Origin of the sequence: Kluyvera georgiana, assembly GCF_050990895.1 — a bacterium.
GTDB lineage: Bacteria > Pseudomonadota > Gammaproteobacteria > Enterobacterales > Enterobacteriaceae > Kluyvera > Kluyvera georgiana.
In genome coordinates this window covers 1,856,763-1,878,790 of the sequence record NZ_CP158865.1, presented here as the reverse complement: position 1 = coordinate 1,878,790, position 22,028 = coordinate 1,856,763, and the positions used below count along the sequence as shown (strand labels likewise).

General features: G+C 52.8%; 15 protein-coding genes and 2 tRNA genes. 10 read left to right on the top strand and 7 right to left on the bottom strand.

The window, feature by feature from the left end; translation table 11 throughout:
* Positions 1-28: 28 nt before the first annotated feature.
* The gene (locus ABTW00_RS08865) at positions 29-925 is read right to left on the bottom strand and encodes an N-acetylmuramic acid 6-phosphate etherase (protein WP_065358375.1); all 897 of its coding nucleotides are present in this window, start codon (positions 923-925) and stop codon (positions 29-31) included.
* A 168-nt stretch (positions 926-1,093) separates the two neighbouring features.
* On the opposite strand from ABTW00_RS08865, the gene ABTW00_RS08860 reads away from it, so the two are divergent.
* A complete protein-coding gene (locus tag ABTW00_RS08860) occupies positions 1,094-2,713 on the top strand; it encodes a sensor histidine kinase (RefSeq protein WP_064544497.1) in 1,620 nt (539 codons plus the stop codon).
* The gene (gene dcuR / locus ABTW00_RS08855; RefSeq protein WP_433640249.1) at positions 2,710-3,429 is read left to right on the top strand and encodes a two-component system response regulator DcuR; all 720 of its coding nucleotides are present in this window, start codon (positions 2,710-2,712) and stop codon (positions 3,427-3,429) included. The genes ABTW00_RS08860 and dcuR overlap by 4 nt, the downstream gene beginning before the upstream one ends.
* Here the strand turns inward: dcuR and ABTW00_RS08850 are convergent.
* Both ABTW00_RS08850 and ABTW00_RS08845 read right to left on the bottom strand, forming a co-directional pair.
* Positions 3,410-4,375: an FAD:protein FMN transferase gene (locus ABTW00_RS08850; protein ID WP_433640247.1), complete on the bottom strand. Its 966-nt coding sequence runs from the start codon at positions 4,373-4,375 to the stop codon at positions 3,410-3,412. The two genes, dcuR and ABTW00_RS08850, sit on opposite strands and share 20 nt — an antisense overlap.
* Positions 4,376-4,433: 58 nt before the next feature.
* Entirely contained in the window at positions 4,434-7,238 is a 2,805-nt protein-coding gene (locus ABTW00_RS08845; protein ID WP_433640244.1) for a flavocytochrome c, read from the bottom strand.
* A 629-nt stretch (positions 7,239-7,867) separates the two neighbouring features.
* Here ABTW00_RS08845 and ABTW00_RS08840 point away from each other — a divergent pair.
* From ABTW00_RS08840 to ABTW00_RS08820, 5 genes are all read left to right on the top strand, one after another.
* Complete coding sequence (locus tag ABTW00_RS08840; protein WP_209438759.1) at positions 7,868-9,382, top strand: anion permease; 1,515 nt, start codon at positions 7,868-7,870, stop codon at positions 9,380-9,382.
* 56 nt (positions 9,383-9,438) lie between these two features.
* A complete protein-coding gene (gene fumA, locus ABTW00_RS08835; protein ID WP_433640242.1) occupies positions 9,439-11,088 on the top strand; it encodes a class I fumarate hydratase FumA in 1,650 nt (549 codons plus the stop codon).
* Positions 11,089-11,525: 437 nt separating this feature from the next.
* Positions 11,526-14,039, top strand: a complete 2,514-nt coding sequence (locus ABTW00_RS08830) for an autotransporter domain-containing protein (RefSeq protein WP_433640240.1) — start codon at positions 11,526-11,528, stop codon at positions 14,037-14,039.
* Between the two features lie 193 nt (positions 14,040-14,232).
* A complete protein-coding gene (locus ABTW00_RS08825; protein ID WP_433640238.1) occupies positions 14,233-15,135 on the top strand; it encodes an ROK family protein in 903 nt (300 codons plus the stop codon).
* Positions 15,136-15,152: 17 nt separating this feature from the next.
* Complete coding sequence (locus ABTW00_RS08820; protein WP_433640236.1) at positions 15,153-16,133, top strand: LacI family DNA-binding transcriptional regulator; 981 nt, start codon at positions 15,153-15,155, stop codon at positions 16,131-16,133.
* A gap of 58 nt (positions 16,134-16,191) precedes the next feature.
* On the opposite strand, the gene ABTW00_RS08815 is transcribed toward ABTW00_RS08820, so the two are convergent.
* Positions 16,192-18,159, bottom strand: coding sequence for an alkyl/aryl-sulfatase (locus ABTW00_RS08815; protein WP_433640977.1), 1,968 nt, complete (start codon positions 18,157-18,159; stop codon positions 16,192-16,194).
* A gap of 268 nt (positions 18,160-18,427) precedes the next feature.
* On the opposite strand from ABTW00_RS08815, the gene ABTW00_RS08810 reads away from it, so the two are divergent.
* Positions 18,428-18,811 (top strand): hypothetical protein, encoded by a 384-nt coding sequence (locus ABTW00_RS08810; protein WP_065358365.1) that lies wholly within the window; start codon positions 18,428-18,430, stop codon positions 18,809-18,811.
* Positions 18,812-18,864: 53 nt separating this feature from the next.
* Here ABTW00_RS08810 and ABTW00_RS08805 read toward each other — a convergent pair whose 3' ends face one another.
* The 3 genes from ABTW00_RS08805 to ABTW00_RS08795 form a co-directional block, all read right to left on the bottom strand.
* On the bottom strand, positions 18,865-19,494 hold the full coding sequence (locus tag ABTW00_RS08805) for a winged helix-turn-helix transcriptional regulator (protein WP_065358364.1): 630 nt from the start codon (positions 19,492-19,494) through the stop codon (positions 18,865-18,867).
* Positions 19,495-19,675: 181 nt separating this feature from the next.
* Entirely contained in the window at positions 19,676-20,578 is a 903-nt protein-coding gene (lpxO, locus tag ABTW00_RS08800; RefSeq protein WP_433640233.1) for a lipid A hydroxylase LpxO, read from the bottom strand.
* Between the two features lie 278 nt (positions 20,579-20,856).
* A tRNA-Ser gene (locus ABTW00_RS08795) sits at positions 20,857-20,946 on the bottom strand.
* Between the two features lie 90 nt (positions 20,947-21,036).
* Here ABTW00_RS08795 and mtfA point away from each other — a divergent pair.
* Both mtfA and ABTW00_RS08785 read left to right on the top strand, forming a co-directional pair.
* Positions 21,037-21,834, top strand: a complete 798-nt coding sequence (mtfA, locus tag ABTW00_RS08790) for a DgsA anti-repressor MtfA (protein ID WP_206063153.1) — start codon at positions 21,037-21,039, stop codon at positions 21,832-21,834.
* Positions 21,835-21,934: 100 nt separating this feature from the next.
* Positions 21,935-22,010 (top strand) — tRNA-Asn (locus tag ABTW00_RS08785).
* The last annotated feature ends 18 nt before the right edge of the window (positions 22,011-22,028 follow it).

Here is a 22,028-nt window from a genome sequence, read left to right as displayed (position 1 = left end):
GGGCTTTTCTTTTTTATCAACATCAAGACTATGGCGCTTCCTGCAGCGCCAGACGCACAAAGCCATTGTTCTGCGCCAGCAGTTCATGGGCTTTCCAGGCATCCATCCCGGTAAGCACCATCAATACCGCTGTTTTACAGTTATGGTCGCAGCTTTCCAGCGCCGCTTTCGCCGCCGCGCGCGTGCAGCCGCCCGCCTCCATCACAATCGCAATTTGCCGCTCCATCATCTGCGTGGTATTACCGCGAATATCAACCCGCATATTGCTATAGACTCGGCCAGTACGGACGGCCAAAGCGGTGGTCAACATATTGAGCACACGATTTTGCGCGGCAATCGCCTTCGGATTGCCATATCCCGCCACTACTTCAGCGCCGGTTTGCGGCGCAATGACGATATCGGCGAGTTCGGCGGCTTCGCTGTGCACGTTGCGGGTAATCAGCGCCCTTGTCGCCCCCAGTGACCAGGCATGACGCATCGCGCCCCATAGCCACGGCGTTTTCCCGCGAACGGAAAGCCCGATCAACAGGTCTTTTTGCGTGAACCCGATGGCCTGGAGATCCAGCACGCCACGGTTATAGTCCTGCGCCGCCTCGCCCATATCGTGCAGCATCGCCAGCGCCCCGCCCGCAATCAACCCCACCAGCGGATGCTTTTCATCCGGCGCATACGCATTGGCGGCCAACACCGCGTTGCGCCCCGAAGCGCCCGCCCCCGCAATCACGACCCGACCACCGTGACTTAAGGTCGCCACCGCGCGGTCGACCAAACGAGTCAGCTCGTCAAGACAGGAAGTAACAGCGTCGGAGATTATCTTATCTTCTTGATTAATAAGATTTAACATATCATGAGTGGACAGTCGGTCAATTTCAGCGGTCGTCGAACTGCGTCTTTCCATGACTGAACCTGCAAGCTTAATGCTCATAAACGGACTCCTTATTATGGGTTCTTCAACAATACTAAAGTGTTTTGTATGGAAAGCTCTGCGAGTACGGTCACAAAGAAAGGTTTGGTTTTGTCAGGGCTCGATGACTTTAAGAAAAGGGATACATCGGCGATAATGATTTTTTGCCGTTGATAATAGAAGGTTTTCATGCGCAATATGCCGCAACAGCCACCTCAGGCCAGGCGCCCAATGAAGCTCAGTACGCTGGTGACGCTGATGGTATGCAGCGTGATTGTTTCCGTCCTGTTGGTGGTATACGCCTTCTATTTCATGCAGATAACTAAAGCGACTCGCACCGGTCTGCAGGACAAGGCCTTTGCCATCGCCCGCACGCTGGCCGATTCCCCAGAGATCAAGCGCGGGCTCGCGACGTCGCCTGAACAAAATATTATCCAGCCAATTGCTACAGCGGTACAGCAGCGCAATGGTCTGCTCTATGCCGTTATCACGGACATGGATGCGGTGCGTTACTCGCACCCCAATACCCATCTGATTGGCCAGCATTTTATCGGTGCCGATTTGCAGCCTGCGCTCAAAGGCCATGAGAATCTGTCAATTAATCACGGCGTTCTGGCAGAAGCGCTGCGCGTTTTTACGCCCATCTACGACAACCAGCATCGGCAAATTGGCGTGGCGATTGTCGGTATTTCACTGCAGAAGGTGGATGAACAGATTAGCGAAGCACGCTGGAACGCCATCTGGTTTGTATTGTTTAGCGCGGTGGTGGGCACGCTGGGTATCTGGGGGCTGGTACGCGTGCTGAAAAATATCTTATTTGGCTTCGAGCCGCATGAGATCTCCAGAATGTTCGAGCAGCGCCAGGCCATGCTGCAATCCATGCGTGAAGGGGTTATAGCCGTTGACGACAAAGGCCGCGTAACCCTGATTAATCAGGCCGCACGTCACATTCTCTTTTCGGCTGATGCCCATGCTTTAGGGGCGGAGCAACACGCACCGCTGCTCAGCAATCTCAAAGAAGTGCTCGCCAGCGGCTCGCCGGTGACCGATCGTGAAATGGGCTGCAATGGTCGCCTGCTGCTATGCAATATCGTTCCGCTGCGCAACAACAGGCGCGTCATTGGTGCCATCGGCACCTTCCGCGACAAAACCGAAGTGAGCCAGCTGATGCAGCGTATGGATGGACTGGTCAACTATATCGACGCCCTGCGCACCCACTCCCATGAATTTATGAATAAACTGCACGTCATTCTTGGGTTATTGCACATGAAGCGCTACGACAAGCTCGAAGACTACATTCTGCAAACCGCACAGAACTATCAGGCGGATATTGGTACGCTGCAGCACAAAATAAAATCACCGATTATTGCCGGTTTCCTGCTGGGTAAAATCAACCGTGCGGGCGATATGGGCGTCAATCTGACGCTGGCGGAAGAGAGTCTGGTGCCCGATAACCCGAACGAAGAACAGGTGGCGGTACTGGTGACCGTACTCGGCAACCTGATTGAGAACGCCCTCGACGCCATGGCCGACCAGGGCGAAGGTGAAATTGGCTTGCTGCTACACTACCAGAACGGCTGGCTTAGCGGCGAAGTCAGCGACGATGGCCCAGGGATAGACCCGGTGCGCATTGACGCTATTTTCAATAAAGGATTTTCAACCAAAGGCGAAAACCGCGGTGTCGGGCTGTTCCTGGCCCGCCAGCAGACGGAAAACCTTGGCGGGACGCTTTCCGTCGAGTCGGAGCCGGGCGTATTTACGCAATTTTTTGTACATATTCCGTGGGACAGCGAGAGGAACAGCGCGTGATTAATGTGTTAATAGTCGATGATGATGCCATGGTGGCCGACCTGAATCGTTGCTATATCGAGAGAGTGGACGGTTTTGCCTGCTGCGGTATCGCGTCTACGCTCCAGCAGGCGCGAGATAAGCTTGTGGATCCTTCACTGTCTATCGACCTTATCCTGCTGGATGTTTATATGCAGCAGGACAACGGGCTGGATCTGCTGCCAGAAGTCCGTAATGCCGGGCGAGCGATTGACGTTATCATGATCTCCTCCGCTTCCGATGCCGCCACCGTTCAGACTTCGCTGCGCTACGGCGTGGTGGACTATCTGATTAAGCCTTTCCAGTTCCCGCGTTTTGAAGAAGCGCTACTGAGCTGGCGCGAAAAAAAACAGCTGATGGGGAGCCACGCCTACTATGAACAGGCCGACGTCGATCGCCTGCTGCACGGTGGTTCGCCCGAGTTGGCAGACACCAAGCGGTTGCCGAAGGGGTTGACGCCACAGACTCTGCGCACATTGTGTCAGTGGATTGATACACACCCGGAAACGGAGTTTTCCACCGACGACCTGGCGCAGGCAGTGAACATTTCCCGCGTGTCGTGTCGTAAGTATCTGATCTGGCTTGCGCAGATCAATATCCTCTTTACCAGTATTCACTACGGTGCGACCGGTCGCCCGGTCTATCGCTATCGCCTGCAGCCGGAACAATACGGCCTGCTCAAACAGTACTGTCAGTAAGGTGATAGTCGTTATCCAGTAGCGTGAAACGATAGTGGCGGGCCGAAGACAGGACCACCTTTTTCGTTTTCGTCACGAAAATCGCTTCAATATCCGGCCTTGCGCGCAGCGCCGCGCAGCCCTTCTCGACACCCATGCCATACATCAACGTGGTCCAGATATCGCCATCGATGGAGTTTGTGCTGACGATCGTCACGCTATCGAGTTCGTTATTCAGAGGGTAGCCGGTACGCGGGTCGAGGATATGATGATACAGCTGGCCATCTTGTTCAAAAAAACGCTCATAGATGCCGGAGGTCACCACCGATTTATTTTCGACGTTGAGCGTACCAATCATCGCCCCGGCGGTAGAGAACGGTTTTTTTATGCCAATCGACCACCCCCCTTCCGGCGTACCCAACGTTTGTACGTTGCCACCAAGATTGATGAGCCCCTGCTCCACGCCCTCCTGGCATAAAAAATCGCGCACGCGGTCGGCAATATAGCCCTTTGCGATCGCGCCGAGATCGATCTCCATTCCCGGCAGCGCCAGGAAAACACTCTCGTCGCTATCGTTGAGGATGACCTGCTCGTGTTTGGTCAGCGTCAACAGATGCGCAATTTCATCCGCAGGCGGCACGCTGTCGCCCTTAAAGCCGATGCGCCAGCGTTTTACCAACGGTCCAATCGCCAGGTTAAAAGCACTCTGCGGGAGTTCGCTCGCCGCTTTCGCACATTTGATCAAGGTATAAACCGGGTGACTGACCTTCACCGCACGTTGGCCTGCCGCATGGTTGATGTCCATCACCTGCGACTGAGCACGATTTACGGTCAGCAGATCTTCATATTGCTTAATCAGACGGAAAACGCGAGAGGCAAGGGCCTCATCGTGAACGAAGAGTTTTAACAGGATGGGCGACCCCATCAGAACGGCGGAATAGCTGTATACCCGAGCGGTATCTGACATCAAACTCCCCCTTCAAATCAGTTGAAATAGCCCGGCAATGCCGGGCTATGGGACTGGGTTACGCTGATTCAAGCATGGCCCAGGGCACCTGTTGCGCGCGCAGCGCAGCCTGATGGCCAGCGAGCGTACCAAAGATAATAATATCAGCAACAGCGTTCCCGCCAATTCGGTTGCCACCGTGGATACCACCGACCACTTCACCGGCAGCAAAGGCTCCTGGAATCACCTGTTTTTGCGCATTCAGCACGTGGGTTTCGGTATTAATGGTCACCCCGCCCATAGTGTGGTGCACGCCTGGCGCAATCTGAATCGCGTGGAACGGCCCTTCATTAATCGGTGCACGCAGCGCCGTTTTACGACCAAACTCTTCGTCGTCCTGTTTCGCTACCGCATCGTTATAACGGGCAAGCGTGGCGAGGAAAGTCTCTTCGTCTAGTCCCAGTTTAGCCGCCAGTTCACTCGCGGTGCTCGCGCTGGTGACCAGTCCTTTAGCGATATACTCATCTGCCGCTTTATTTTTGCTGCGGACGTGTTCATCAAAGACGATGTAGGCATATTGCTCCGGCAGCGCAATGATAGCGGCCGAGACTTTATCGCGCGTTTCCATTTCGTTAAAGAAGCGGTTGCCCTGCTGGCTCACCAGAATCGCGCCGCCGCCGCGGATGGATTCCGACACCAGATAAGAGGTTTTCTGTTCCACTGTCGGGTGAATCTGGATTTCGCCCATATCCACCGTACCCGCACCAATACGCTCCAGCAGGGCAATACCGCCGCCGGTTGCGCCTTTGTGGTTGGTGGTCACGAAGCCCGCCAGATCCGGGCGGTATTTCACCACCATCTCGCTGTTAGCGCTGAAACCGCCGGTCGCCACAATGATGCTGCGGGTCGCAATGGTGACGCTCTCCTGCTCCTCGGTCAGCAGGCGTACCGCCGATACTTCACCGCCTTCCATCACAATATCGACCACCGAAGTGTCGAGCATGACATCAATCTCGCGTTTTGTGACATTACGCACAAGGCCGCTGATGAGATAACCGCCCACGGCAGAACCGTCTTTTGGACGGTGAGTACGGTCAATACTCATGCCGCCGGTGGTGGTGATGTCGTTGAGCATGATGCCGCGATCCGCCAGCCATTCGATCGCCTGCGGCGCATTTTCCACAAAGCGATGCAGCAGCGCCGGGTTGTTTTTGTTTTTACCGCCCTTCAGCGTTTCGGCGTAGAACAGCTCTTTACTATCCTGAATGCCTTTCACGCGCTGGAAGCGGGTTTCCGCCGCGTTCATCCCGGCAGAAGCCTTAATCGTGTTGCCACCGATGGTCGGCATTTTTTCAACAATCAGCACGCTGGCGCCATCATCATGGGCCTGAATCGCCGCCGCCAGACCGGCGCCACCGCTGCCCACCACGACCACGTCGTAGGCTTTTGGCGCTGCGGCATCGCCGCCCTCTTCCGCCGCCAGCGCTTTACTGGATTTCACCATCGCTTTGGAGACCGCTTTTTTCACCGCCTCGCTCTGGCTGGTCGCACCGGAAATGGCGTCAACATGTGGCGTATTCGCGTCGAGGATACGGGAACGAATCTCTTCAAAGCTGGTGACGAACTCAACGTCCTGATCGACGCCACCGGTCAGCTCGATATCGGCAATACGGTCGGTTTCCAGGCTTACGTTGATAACCAGTTCGCCGGCATCATCCTGAACGGTCTCCACGAATACGCCCGGCTTAAATTTTGACACCGTCATGCTCATGTCGCGGATCATCGCTTCCACCAGCGAGAAGCGCCACAGCGGTTCCGGAATGTTCAGCGCTTCACGCTGGGTGCTATCAATAAACAGATCCAGCGTCTGGCCGTCCGCAATACGGTCCGCCCAGTCCGGATAGGCAATGCAGGCACGGCCGACGGCCACCAGGTCATAACCGTGATCCATGGCGCTTTCAATATCGCTGTCATTAACCACACCGCCCACGCCCATCACCGGCACCTGGGCCAGCGTTTCAGAGCGCATCGCGACATATTTTTCAATCAGCGGGGTCGGATCGTTGGTCTCTACAATGGACGGGCGCAGGGTTGCACCGACGGAGAAGTGCAGGTAGTCCAGACCTCGTGCGGCCAGTTTTTCCAGCAGATACATTGTGTCGTTGAAGCGGATCCCCGGGACTTCCATCTCTTCCGGCGAGAAGCGATAGCCGATAATAAAGGCATCATCCGCATACTGGCGTACCATCTTATGGGTGATATCCAGCACCGCCAGCGGGAATTTTGCGCGGTTGTCACGGCTGCCGCCCCACTCGTCGTCGCGTTGGTTAGAGTTTGGGGAATAGAATTGTTGGATCAGATAGGTATTCGCGCCGTGCAGTTCCACGCCGTCGAAACCGGCCTGGATAGCGCGGCGCACGGCTTCACCAAATTTACCGACCATGCCTTCCACTTCTTCCGTGGTCAGCGCGACCGGTGTTGCTGCGCCTTCACGCGGCGCAGCCACGGCGCTTGGGCCGACCGGCGTGCGCCCACCGATCAGCTTCGGATCGACCATACGGCCGCCGTGATAAATTTGCAGCAGCGCTTTGGAGCCCTGGGATTTGATGGCTTCGGCAATTTTCGCCAGCCCGGCAATTTTATCGTCGCTGTCGATCCCCAGAGCCCCCGGGAAGGCCAGACCTAAGTCATCCACAAAGCAGCATTCGACGATGATGGTGCCGATACGTCCGGCACGGGCACGGTAGTACTCCACCAGCTCGCTGCTGACTGAGCCATCGAAATAGCCTGAACACGTCGTCATGGGGGCCATAAACAGACGGTTTTTCAACTCGGTGCCATTGGGCAAGGTAAAGGAGCTAAGTACGCGATGATCACTGTTCATAAGAATAAACTCCAAACTTTAAAAAATTAAATTCAAGAATTCGGGATCGGGCTGCATTTGAGTTATTTGTTATGCCGATATCATGATATTAATATAGCGATAATTTTAGTTACTAAAGTCATTACGTTAGTTATAAAACTATTTAATCCCACGAATAACAGGAATACCCCCATGGTGTTACTAATTAGAATATATTTCATTCACAATTATTTAATAAAATCGCTTAAAAATATAACTTAGCAAACAGTGGACAAACCAGTCGCAAACACAAATAAAAACCAACAAAAACAATGATATAAAATTTAATACAGGAACTAAAAATCTCCTTTATATAATTTTTATCATACTCAATAACCGCCAATAACCTATAATCTTATAGGGTTATTCTGATCAGAAGAAAAATAACACTGCGCTTGTCTTTTTTTGATCGTGATCAATTGTAATCGCCTTCAAAAGAGCATTATATAAATATAAGAATTTTTCACATTGGTGCTAAATAAAATAGCGTCAATGACCCATACTCAAAATTGCCTGCAACACTTTTGAAAGATAAATAAAGTAAAAAAACTAAAAAAAGCAGAAAGGCAGTTTTTGCGAATCGAATTATTAACTACTTATAGAAGCGTAATATGAACGAGAAATCTGCGACATCGCACTCGCCGACGCCGGTGAGTAAACCGAAAGACGGCAAGAAAAACCGTCTTGTGATGATGGCCCTGCCCATTATCGTGGCCGTGCTATTACTTTTCGTCCCGGTTCCTGACGGGCTTCCACCTTATGCCTGGCACTACTTTGCCATCTTCGTCGGCGTGATCGTTGGCCTTATCTTCGAACCGCTGCCGGGTGCCGTCATTGGTCTGACCGGCGTGGTCGCCATTGCGCTGTGCAGCCAATGGGTGCTGTTTAGCCCGGAACAGATGGCTGCCGATAAATTCCATCTGGCGGGCGCCTCCTTTAAATGGGCGGTCAGCGGTTTTGGTAACTCGACCGTGTGGCTGATCTTTGGTGCCTTCATGTTCGCCGCCGGTTACGATAAAACCCGTTTCGGTCGCCGACTGGCGCTGATTCTGGTGAAATATCTCGGTCGCCGCAGCCTGACGCTCGGCTACGCCATCACGCTGGCGGACCTGCTGCTGGCACCGTTTACGCCCTCTAACACCGCGCGCAGCGGCGGGACCATCTACCCGATTATCGCCAACCTGCCGCCGCTGTATGGCTCTAAACCGAACGACCCGAGCGCCCGTAAAATCGGCTCCTATCTGATGTGGGTGGCTATCACCGCCGCTTGTATTACCAGCTCGATGTTCCTGTCAGCCCTCGCCCCTAACCTGCTGGCGCTGGCGCTGGTGAAAAGTATTGTCGGTATCAACATTTCCTGGGGCACCTGGTTTATCGCCTTCCTGCCGCTCGGCGTGCTGCTTATCCTCACCATGCCGCTGCTGGCCTACTGGTTCTACCCACCGGAAGTGAAGGTGAACGATGAAGTGCCGCTGTGGGCCGCTCGTGAGCTGGAAAAACTGGGTAAACTGTCACGCAATGAAATTCTGCTGCTGGTATTCGTCTGCTGCGCGTTGATGATGTGGATCTTCGCTGCGGCGTGGATTGAACCCGCAATGGCCGCCCTGTTGATCATCGGCCTGATGCTGTGGACCGGCGTGCTGGAGTGGAACGATATTACCGGCAACAAAGCGGCCTGGAACACCTTTGTCTGGTTTGCCACCCTCGTGGCGCTGGCCGACGGCCTCTCTTCCACCGGCTTTATCGGCTGGCTGGGTAAAGAAGGCGGTATGCTGATGAGCGGTATCTCTCCGGGCGTGGCGACCATCGTGCTGCTGCTGGCGTTCTATCTGCTGCACTATCTGTTTGCCAGCACCACCGCGCACACCACCGCGCTACTGCCGGCGATGCTCACGATTGCCTCCACTATTCCGGGTATGAATATGGAAGTGTTCGTGCTGCTGATGGTGACCTCGCTGGGTATCATGGGGATCATCACCCCGTACGGCACCGGCCCAAGCCCGATTTACTACGGCAGCGGCTACCTGCCAACCAAAGACTACTGGCGCCTCGGCACCATCTTTGGCGGCATCTTCCTGGTCGCCCTGCTGGTCATCGGCTACCCGTGGATGTCTATGATGTTCTGATTCATAACCGTCGGAGGGCAACCTCCGACGGTTTTATTTTTATGGAGTGAAGAGCTATGTCGAACAAACCGTTTGTCTACCAGGACCCCTTCCCGCTGTCTCATGACAATACCGAATACTATCTGCTGAGCCGCGAGCACGTTTCTGTTGCCCAATTTGACGGTCAGGATGTTCTCAAGGTTGAGCCTGAAGCGTTAACCCTGCTGGCCCAGCAGGCGTTTCACGATGCTGCCTTTATGCTGCGCCCTTCTCATCAGCAACAGGTCGCCGCTATCCTCAGCGACCCGGAAGCCAGTGAAAACGATAAATACGTCGCGCTGCAGTTCCTGCGTAACTCCGATATTGCCGCTAAAGGCGTGCTGCCAACCTGCCAGGACACCGGCACCGCAATCATCATGGGGAAAAAGGGCCAGCGCGTATGGACCGGGGGTGGCGATGAAGCCGCGCTGTCGCAGGGCGTGTATAACACCTATATCTCCGACAACCTGCGCTATTCGCAGAACGCCGCGCTGGACATGTATAAAGAAGTGAACACCGGCACCAACCTGCCGGCGCAGATTGACCTCTACAGCGTAGATGGCGACGAATATAAATTCCTGTGTATCGCCAAAGGCGGCGGTTCCGCGAACAAAACGTATCTGTATCAGGAAACCAAGGCGCTGATCACCCCGGCGAAGCTGAAAAATTACCTGGTTGAGAAGATGCGTACGCTGGGTACAGCGGCCTGCCCGCCGTACCACATTGCTTTTGTTATTGGCGGAACTTCCGCAGAATCGACGCTGAAAACCGTCAAGTTGGCCTCCACTCGCTACTACGATGGTTTGCCGACCGAAGGTAACGAGCACGGTCAAGCGTTCCGCGACGTGACGCTGGAACAAGAGCTGATGGAAGAAGCCCGTAACCTCGGTCTCGGCGCACAGTTTGGCGGTAAATATTTTGCCCATGATATCCGCGTGATCCGTCTGCCACGTCACGGTGCATCGTGTCCGATTGGGATGGGCGTCTCCTGCTCTGCCGACCGTAACATTAAGGCTAAAATCAACCGTGACGGCATCTGGATTGAGAAGCTGGAGCACAATCCGGCGCAATATATTCCCGAGGCACTGCGTCAACAGGGTGAAGGCGATGCGGTCAGCATCAACCTCAACCAGCCGATGAGCGAGATTCTGGCTCAATTGTCTGCTCATCCGGTCTCTACCCGTCTGTCGCTGAACGGCACCATTATCGTCGCCCGCGACATTGCGCACGCCAAACTCAAAGAGCGACTGGATAACGGTGAGCCGCTGCCGCAATACGTCAAAGATCACCCCATTTACTATGCTGGCCCGGCAAAAACGCCTGAAGGTTATGCATCCGGCTCCTTAGGCCCAACCACCGCTGGCCGCATGGACTCCTATGTTGACCTGCTGCAGTCTCACGGCGCCAGCATGGTGATGCTGGCGAAAGGTAACCGTAGCCAGCAGGTGACCGACGCCTGTCACAAACACGGTGGCTTCTACCTCGGCAGCATCGGTGGTCCGGCCGCCGTGCTGGCGCAAACCAGCATCAAGAGTCTGGAATGCGTGGCCTACCCGGAACTCGGGATGGAAGCTATCTGGAAAATTGAGGTAGAAAACTTCCCGGCGTTTATTCTGGTCGATGATAAAGGGAATGATTTCTTCCAACAGATACAGAATAAACAGTGTGCAGGCTGTACTCAGCGCTAAATTTGCTCACTCATTCTCACTCAAAGCCCCTCTCGGGGCTTTTTTTTACTTCAGCATAAGCCATTCGGCTTAAATATAAATATCCGTTATTTTGACTCACTTCGATAGTTTTATATTTTTTAATCTCAATGTAACAAAACATGTAAAACAATATAATTAAATGTCAGTGTAAAAAATACATATTTAATTAATTATCGATCGCTAGTATAACGCTAACCTCTTAATAATCATAAAATAGACGAAAAACGATCATTTTACCCGCTTAAACATTCACGACGCAAATTTAAAACTGATGCTCTCATATGTTTTTAAAAATACTATTGTGATCTCTGGCAAAAAGAAAACAATAAACACTATTACATTTATAAAATTAAGACCCCCCTTAAAAGGCATATTATCGCGATGTTTTTTAATATGAATTTCTTAAGGATTTTTAAATGCGCAACAAAACCAAATTAACGCTGTTATCGCAGTGTATTTTTATTTCGCTGGCTTCTTTTTCTGGCTCTGCGCTGGCTGATACCTGTGCCGGTAACGACATTTCTCAGACCTGTGGTTTAACGCTCTACCCAGATGGTAACTACTACCAGGATTCAGGTGTTACAAATGCCGTTATCGCGAATGAGACAACCCTGCATACGGATGTGTTTATGGACGGCCATCGTGGTGACAACGATACCCAATCGCTGGTCGTTAACCAGTCCGATATGACCGGTTACTATATCGACGGGAGTAATGGCGGTACGGCTAACATCACTCTGGAAAATAACTCAACCGCAGACATGATTGAAGTCGGCTCAGTCGGCACGACAACGAACACCACTGTTACCGTTGACAACTCGACGCTGAATGGTGAAAACAGCAGCGTTGCCTATGATAATAACGGCAATGGTGGCCCAACAGCGGGCGACAAAGACTATATGCACGGCGCAGCCATCTATCTGGATCCGCAGGACGCTGGTGCCCACAATGTTAACATTATCAACGGCAGTCACATAAATGGCAGTATTATCAGCGCCGGTCAGGGTGAGCAGAATATCGCCGTCAGCGGCGATAGCACTATTAGCTCCGCCGGTATTTATGCCGGTAGCGCGAAATCAGCAACGACAATTTCATTAACCAACTCCAGCCTTGATGCTGAAGGCAGTAAAGTCGCTGCTTTAATACCTCCAGCCAATCCCCATTTTGATGATGTCGGTATTGCCGCCTACAGCACCAATACGCTGAATCTGAATATCAACAGCAGCGATATTACAGGTGATATCGCTCTACTAAATAACAATAGCAAAACCGCTGCCGCCACAAACGTTAATATAACCAATGGTTCAACCGTTAACGGTGATATCACGCTGAAAGGAAATGCCGACAGCACCATTTACGTGGATAACAGTACGGTCAACGGCGATATCAACACCGGTGCTGGCAATGACACCATCACGCTAGCCAACAACTCACAGGTCAACGGCAACATTGATGGTGGCACCAAAGGTACCGATACTCTCAATCTTGACGAGAGCAGCACTATCAATGGTGAGATCAGTAATATCAACACGGTAAACACCGCGGGCAACAACGATATCACTACCGATAAAGTCGACAACGATACCACCTGGAACATTGACAACGGTTCAACGCTAACGGCGGACACCACCGGCAATGACGTTCAGGTCAATATGTCGACAGATAGTCAGGCTGAGTTGGGCAATGTTGATGCCAGCGCGGGAGATACCCTGGTCGTCACCAGCACCGCTCTCAGCACCGCTAACCAGCAGAACGTCGAAGTCGCCACCTTCACCACCGCTTCAGGCACCCCAACCGATGCCGTCACCGCCACCTTCGCCAATGGTTCTCAGCAGGTGGAAAGCCGTAGCGGCGCGTATAACTACGAAGATACCTTGACCGAGCAGCAGGTCGCGGCAGCGGGCCTTCAGGATACAACCGGGACCGCCTATAACGTTCTGTTCAGCAGCTCTCGTGGCGAACTGGCCAGCGACGTGCAGGGCATGATCGCCGGTCTGGATGCCGCCAAGCAGGCGGGCCGTATGATCACCGACGATCTGGCGAACCGCCTGAACCAGGTACACCTGCAAAACCTGTTCGGCCACGGTGTCGATGGTGCGCAGGTGTGGGGTGATTTCCTCTACCAGAACGGCGATTACAGCGATGACGTTGGCTATAAAGACATTACCCAGGGCGTACAGGGCGGTGTGGATTGGACCTCACATCTCAACAATGGCGATAGCCTGACCGGCGGTATCGCGCTGGGCTGGACCCGCAGCCGCGATCGCAGCACCAACGGCGGTAGCAACAACTTTAACGACAGCGTCTACGGCAACTACTACAGCGTGTACGGCGGCTGGCAGCAGTCTCTGCACGATAACCTGTGGGGCATGTTCGTTGACGGCAGCTTCAGCTATGGTGATATGCGCTATTCCACTTCGGCAAACAACGTTAGCAATGCCACCACCGGCATGACCCAGGCGCTGGACGGCTCTTCCGACGGGAATCTGTACACCACCCAGGCACGTGCGGGCGTTAACATCGTATTACCGGGCGAAACGGTCCTCCAGCCATATGCAACCCTCGGCTGGGATAAAGCGCAGGAAGACGGCTTCTCTGACCAGGCCATCACCTTCGGCGACAGCCAGGTATCGGAATGGAACACCGGCATCGGTATGCGGGTGACCACCAAACTGGCGGATCTCAATAAAAACGTTGAACTGTATCCATGGCTGGATGCGCGCTATCAAACCGAGTTTAGCGATAACACCGATATCAAAGCGGCGGACTATCACAACACTGACGGTCATAACGCCACAATGGGTATCTTCGGCGCAGGGATTAATACCACCATCGGTAAAGATTTCTCCCTGAATACCGGCGTGTACTTCGGTACCGGCGATGTGGATAACGATGCCAGCGTCCAGGCGGGCGTAAGTTACCACTTCTAATCTCTCTTCAGGCCCTGAATCACAGGGCCTTTTTCATTGCGTCTTCTTTTATCTACTATACAAAAATCGCCTTACAACGCCTATTTATCGCTTTTCAACGCTATATACGTCACATTTTCTCACATCAATCATTTTGTATAGTAAACAAAAAACCTACACTTTCGCCATCGTTTACCACAACAGGACAGCAACCATGAGATTAGGACTGGATATTGGCGGAACCAAAATAGAGGCGGTGGTATTAAATGACGGCGGTGAAGTGGTTTATCGCCAGCGCTACGCCACGCCAAAACAGCGCTATGAGGATTTCTTTCAAGCCGTGATCGGCGCTATCCATGCAGCCCGCGAAGCCACGCAGCAAAATATCTCCATAGGCCTGGGGATCCCCGGCGCCGTCGCTCGCGATGGCTTAATCAAAAACTCGAACATCCTGGTGCTAAATCAACAGCCGTTTGTTGATCATCTTGAACAACAGCTTGCCATGCCCGTTGCCGTCACCAATGACGCCAACTGCTTCACCTTATCGGAAGCCATCGATGGCGCCGGAAAAGGCTACGGCGTGGTGTTTGGCGTTATCTTAGGCACCGGCTGCGGCGGGGGGTTATGCGTCGACAACCGTTTGATTACCGGGCCAAATGCCTGTGCTGGCGAATGGGGGCACAACGCTCTTCCTCACTATCACCCCCAGAAAGACGGTGACAGCGACGTTTGCTACTGCGGACAGAGCAACTGTATAGAGAGTTTTATCTCAGGAAGCGGCCTGGAACGACAGTATTTTCAGAAATTTAGTAAACATGATAAGGTGCCGGACATTATTACCCAGTTGAACGCGGGCAATACGGCCATTGCCGCCTTGTGGGATCGTTATCAGGATCAGGTTGCAAGAGCGCTGGCCGGGGTGATCAATACCCTTGATCCCGATGCCATTGTGCTTGGCGGCGGCGTGTCAAATATTCCTCAACTGTATACGGGACTACAACAACGCATTGCACAGTATGTTTTTGGCCGGCAATGCTGTACCCCGGTTATACAGGCGCATCATGGCGACAGTAGTGGTGTGCGCGGTGCGGCGTGGCTGGGTGAACAGCGTCGTTAACACAGAGTGGGAGTGAGATGGCTAAAGCAGTCAGAATACGTGATATCGCCGCCGCATGCGGCGTATCACCCGGTGCGGTTTCACGTGCATTGAAAGGCCAGCCGGGTCTGGGCGAGGAGACGCGGCTACGCATCATCGCCGCCGCCGAGCAGCAGGGTTACGATTTTTCGCGCCTGCGCAGCGATAAAATAAAACGCGTTCTGTTTTTGCTCCATCGCCAGCATAATATCAACCGTGCGCTGCCCTTCTATTCACCGCTGTTTTTAGCCATTGAGGCCGAATGCCGTGAACAGGGCATCGCCCTGAGTTTTCTGGCAACCGGCCCCGGTGACGCTCTGGCCGAGCAGGTGATGCTGCATCAGCCTGATGCGCTAATCTGTGCCGGTTTTTTTGAGCCGGAGCTGATAGCCATGCTGGAACAACTTAAGCTGCCGCTGGTGCTGATCGACCTCTGGTCACCGGGTCTTCCGTGTATCAATCCCGACAACATGCAGGGCGGCTACCTTGCCACCCGTCATTTACTGGCACAGGGCCGTCAGCGCATCGCCTTTCTCGCCAGTACGCTCTCGCACTACAGTATCCGTCAGCGTGAAAAAGGCTACCGCCAGGCTCTGTATGAGGCACGGGTGCTAATGCCACCGGAGTACGAGGCTATCGCGCTACCGCAGGTTGATACCGAACAATCACTGGTACGGGCCATTCACGAGCTTTTTGACCTCGCCGAGCCGCCTGATGCCATTTTTACCTATAACGATGCCACCGCGCTATTGGTGTTAGCGGTGTGTGCAGAACGCGGGATCCGCGTGCCGCAAGACGTGGCGTTAGTGGGCTTTGATGATATTGAACCTGCGGCGTGGTCACAGCCGCCGTTAACTACGATCGCCGTCGATAAGCAGCGGTTGGGGCGCGAAGCGCTGGAGATATTGCTGTCCGGGAAAAGTGAGACGAACGTTCTGCTACCGGTAGAACTGGTGGTACGCGCCAGCTCCGGCGCGTAACAGATTATCGTGAATGCCCGGCGGCGCTCTCACGCCTCGCCCGGGCTTTCCTTAACGCTTATGGCGTTACCATATTGAACCAGAACTCGAATTTATCCATATAGCCCAGCATCTCGTCCAGCTTCGCATGATTGCCAGTGACACGTACGTCACCCTGCGCTTCTGCCTGCTGCAGTGATTCTTGCTTCAGGATAATTTTGTTTAGAGTATCGCGGTTAAGCACAATGGTGGCGTCCGGGTTGCTGGCCTGAACGTTCGCACTATGGTTCAGCACGCCGTTTTCCAGCTCCAGCTTGTATTTGCCCCCCTCGCTGCCAAGATCGACATTAAACACCGCTTTCGCGTTCGCCGCCTTCTCGCCGTTAATATGCACGGCCAGATAGTCGAAGAACATCTCCGGCGACATCGCCTTGACGGTATCCGGGCTGGCCGTATTCGGCGTAGGCCCTTTTACGACGCCATTACGCAGTTCCTGAGCGCCGGTCAGGTAGAAGTTGCGCCATGGACCTGACTCAGCCTGATAACCCAGCTGCTCCAGCGCATCCGCCTCCAGATTGCGTGCTGCCTGGTTGCTCGGGTCGGCGAAGACGATATGATTGGTGACCTGCGCGACCCAGCGATAGTGCCCCTGCGCGTAGTCCGCTTTAGCTTTTTGCATAATCGCATCGGTGCCGCCCATGTAATCGACGTATTTCTTCGCGGCGTCGGTCGGCGGTAGCTCATCAAGGGTTGCCGGGTTGCCGTTAAACCAGCCGAGATAAAACACGTATGTCGCTTTCACGTCGTGACTCACGGAACCATAATAGCCGCGGCTGGCCCATGAGTTTGCCAGGCCCGGCGGCAGCGTGAAATTGGCGGCGATTTCATCGCGAGTCAGGCCCTGGTTAGCCATACGCAACGTCTGATCGTTGATATAACGATACATATCACGCTGGCTTTTCATCAGCTTAACGACGTTCTCATTGCCCCAGGTTGGCCAGTGGTGCTGAGCGATAATAATTTTCGCCTTACCGCCCCAGCGATCAATCACATCATTGACATACTTCGACCACGCCAGCGGATCGCGAATTTTCGCGCCGCGCAGAGAATAAGTGTTGTGCAGCGTGTGGGTCACGTCTTCCGCCGCTTCAATCATCCCCTTCTCTTCCACATACCACAGCATTTCTGACGGCGCTTCCGAACCTGGAGCCATCATAAAATCATAGGTTAAGCCGTCAATGACCTCTTTCTGCCCGGTATGGGTAATGTAATCAGTCGGCTCGATCAGCGTCACGGTCCCTGCAGAAGTGGTGGTTCCCAGACCCGCGCCCACCTGGCCTTTCGCCCCCGGCTTCAGCAGGTTGCCGTACATGTAGCTGGCACGACGACTCATGGCATTCCCGGCCATAATGTTTTCCGACACGGCTTCCTGCATAAAGCCTGCGGGCGCGTAAACTTTTACCTTACCGGATTTCACGTCGTCCTCATCCACAACGCCACGCACGCCGCCGTAGTGATCCACATGGCTGTGGGTATAGATAATCGCCACAACGGGCTTCTTACCGCGATTTTTGTAGTACAGGTCCATTCCCACTTTCGCCGTTTCAGCGGAGACCAGTGGGTCAATAACCGTGATCCCCTCTTTACCTTCCATGATGGTCATATTTGAGAGGTCGAGGTTACGGATCTGGTAGACGCCGTCGGTGACTTCGAACAAGCCGCCAATGTTAATCAGTTGAGACTGACGCCACAGGCTCGGATTCACCGTATCCGGCGCTTTCTCACCCTCTTTAATGAAGTTGTACTGCTGAGGATTCCATACCACGTTGCCCGCAGCGCCCTTAATCAGTTCCTGTGGCAATGGAGCGATAAAACCTTTGTGTGCATTCATAAAGTCGGTCTGGTCAGCGAACGGCAGGGTTTTGTACAGCGCGTCATTGCTCGTTCTGGTCTGTACCGTGGCATCGTTACCCATTTCCTGTGCCATAGCGGGCAGCGAAATCAGGGATGTTGAACACGCCCCGGCAATAGCCATACAGCCAACCATTTTATTCAGTTTCATAAAGCCTCTGTTTATACATTTCGCCGCGCAGGAAAGAAGATACGTAGAGATATACTCGGCGGCAGGTGATACTTAACAAAATAACAATGGCGTAAGGCTAGCACCGGCAGAGATACCGATAAAAAGATAACGCGTTTAAATTTAAATTTGGACGTCAAGACGTTGCATTATTTAAAAATGGATAAATCAACACTCGCCGTACTGCTGTGAAAAAAGATAATGAGCAGCATGCTTATTTAATTCATGTAAAATTATGCGTAAACTTTCTCTTATTATATTGCCCTTCTGCCTCATGGCCTGTACTGCAGAACCGCCCGCGGTGCTGAGCAAAATCGACGCAATTCAAATTCCTGTGGTACAAAATGGCTCACCATCGCGTGACGCGACGGCGATGAACTCACTCTATCAGCAGAATAAATCGATTCTCGATAACATGACGTTAAATCTGAAAACGGACTATCTGCTGAATGTGAAAACTGCCGAAATATTTGACGAACACAGTCAGGCACACCAGGTTTATGTGTCACTGTCAAAACTTGATCAAATACGATTGATGAATCATTTATACCTGAAGGAGCAAAACGCAGCCGGATTGCAGAAGCTTAATGATGTTCTCCGCCCCCTTATCAACGTGTAATTAAATGCCACCGCATCAGGCGGTGGCATTTAATCATTGGGAAGCTCAAGTTATTAAAAACGTTCCGGCAAATTATGGAGTTCCATGAGATAGCCGCCACGTTTAAACGCTATATAGTGACCACTCTTCAATGCGGATAGCACGTTTAATATGCTGCTGCGCGACAGGTGCGTACGTTCCTGAATATAATCAAGAATCGATACGCGCATCCGCATCTCTTCCGGCAGTTGGCTCATGTCCAGCAAATGGTTACGAATCACTGAATAGGTCCGCTGCTGCACCACCAGCGCATCACGATAAAAAAGATAGGCCGTATGGTAGGATAGCAGCGCGGCCACGTCTTCCCACACGCCGTGCTCACGAAACAGCTCCATGGCCGTTTTGGCATCAACGCGCAGGATCGTTGACTCGGTTTCAGCACGCAGCAAATGGCCCCGTACGGGTTGGATCATTTCAGCAATACCGAACAGGTGTGGATCGTAAACGGAGACAATCAGCAGCCCGTCGGAAGCCCTGAGAATTGACAGCTCGCCTTGCTGAAATAAGTACAGCTGGGGCTGGTTTTTGTAGGTCCAGGTCATACGCTTTCGCGGCACAACCTTCATTTTTTCGGCAATCGGCTCAAGCAGTGCCGTCAAACGCTGGATACTTTGTTCCGGGCGGATAGGCGGTAAAATATGCATAGAAATACCTGATTAATTCCATTCCATACGATTATAGAGCGCAACAGGATGTCCGTAAAAATTGCACAATTGCGCATTTACGCACATCCAAAACTCTCGGCAAACCGCAACGTTGTTTAAATTTAAACAAAGGAAACGGTCCCCGGCCTATTTTTCACAAACGCCCACCACGCTCGCCGGTTCAAAAGGCTCGCCAGATAAGGGCCGCGATCCCCGCAAACAGCAGCCATTTCACGATATAGTACACAGCCTTATTCCATTTTTTCAGCCGTTTCCCCACAATACGTATCTGATAAATATAACGAAAACTCCGATTAATACCGCCAATACGATCGCCGACATCGTTTGGTGCCACCGCCGCACTCATTAAGTTACGCCCCAGCCAATGGTTTACCTTTTGCGCCCAGCGATAACGCATCGGGCGTTCAATATCGCAAAATAAAATCAGGCGATTCTCACCGCTGGTATTCTCTGCGTAGTGTATGTAGGTTTCATCAAACAGAACGCCCTCACCATCCCGCCAGCTATAGCGCTCGCCGTCGACCTCAATAAAGCAGCGGTCATCATTCGGCGTCAACAGACCAAGATGGAAACGCAACGATCCCGCGTAAGGATCGCGGTGACGCGGTAAGCGGCTACCGTCAGGGAGAGTCGCAAACATGGCCGCCTTCACCGAAGGAATGCCGCGCAACAGCTCTGTGGTTTTTGGGCACAGCGTATTGGCTGAAGGATGCGCCTCCTCATACCATTTCAGGTAGAAACGTTTCCATCCGGTTTTAAAAAACGAGTTGAAGCCAGCATCGTTGTATTTTTCAGCCGCTTTAATTTTCTCCATATTTTGCAGCCGAATGCCTTCGTCACGGATCACCTCCCAGTGCTCCTGGAGTACAGTAAGCTCGGGAAACGATTCTGGATGTAAATATGGCGTGTTGGCGACGCGAGAAAAAAGGTACATGAAGCCATTCAGCGGTGCAGTAAATGTCGAATGGTCTGAAAGCTGACGCCAGAAGCGAAACCGAACCTTCCCCCTGAAATGCACGTACAGTACGGAAATAATCATTATCAGCAGAACGATATACTTCATCTTTGCTCACCCGACCATAGGTTATTTAAACGTCACCATCAATCACCGCGGTATCAGAAAATCCGCAGCTCAAAAATCTTAGCAAAGAAAATCTGCCCCGGAGAAAATCGAGGAACAAAATGGCGATAGCCGCCAGCACGTCAGGCAACCTGGTGCGCGAGTGAAGAGGATAAAATTCAGAGAATGTTGATAGCGTAGATCGGAACGGGAAGATATACCCAGTCTATACCAAGTGTGATGCTGGTCGTTGAAACAGAATGGCGTAAGTGATTGAATAGTGGCGGAGAGAGGGGGATTTGAACCCCCGGTAGAGTTGCCCCTACTCCGGTTTTCGAGACCGGTCCGTTCAGCCGCTCCGGCATCTCTCCGTTTTGATGGTTGCCATCATGCCAGGAATTTTGGCATTTTAACAGACCCAGTCTCTTCAATTACGTTCAAGTGACGAGTTTACGAGCAGAATGATGATTAAATGGCCCTGGAAAACGAGTGACACTGCCGATAAAGCCGATTTGCCGTGGGCGCAGGCCCTGGCGATCCCGCTGTTAGCCAACTTGTCTATGGACGAGCAGGTGAAGCTGGTTCAGCTTGCCGACCGTTTCCTCCAACAAAAGCGGATGGTGTTTTTACAGGGGCTAACCGTCGAACCGATCACCGAAGCGCGTATCGCGCTGCTGTTCTGCCTGCCCGTTATGGAACTTGGCTTAGAATGGCTTGACGGTTTCCATGAAATTCTCATCTACCCTGCTCCGTTTATTGTCGACGACGAATGGGAGGACGATATCGGGCTGATACACAGCCAACGGGTGGTTCAGTCCGGCCAGAGCTGGCAACAGGGGCCCATCGTGCTCAACTGGCTCGATATCCAGGACTCCTTCGATGCCTCCGGTTTTAATCTGATTATTCATGAAGTCGCGCATAAGCTCGATACGCGCAACGGTGACCGTGCCAGCGGCGTGCCGTTTATCCCGCTACGTGAAGTCGCGGGTTGGGAGCACGACCTGCATGCCGCGATGAATAACATCCAGGATGAGATTGATTTAGTTGGCGAAAACGCTGCCAGCATTGATGCCTACGCCGCGACCGACCCGGCAGAGTGTTTTGCGGTGCTTTCTGAATACTTTTTCAGCGCGCCTGAACTTTTTGCCCCGCGGTTCCCGGCGCTATGGCAACGTTTTTGCAGCTTCTACGGCCAGGACCCATTGCAACGGTTACGAGATAATAGCCAGCAGGATGAAAATCCCCCGGCAGTACACTAAAACAACAGCTTGCGCTAAATTCAGCCAGTTGAATCAGCAAGTTAAATTTAGTGTTGACACAAATATCCATGCCCAGTACTATGCGCCTCGTTCACACGATTCCTCTGTAGTTCAGTCGGTAGAACGGCGGACTGTTAATCCGTATGTCACTGGTTCGAGTCCAGTCAGAGGAGCCAAATTTAGAAAAGCCTGCT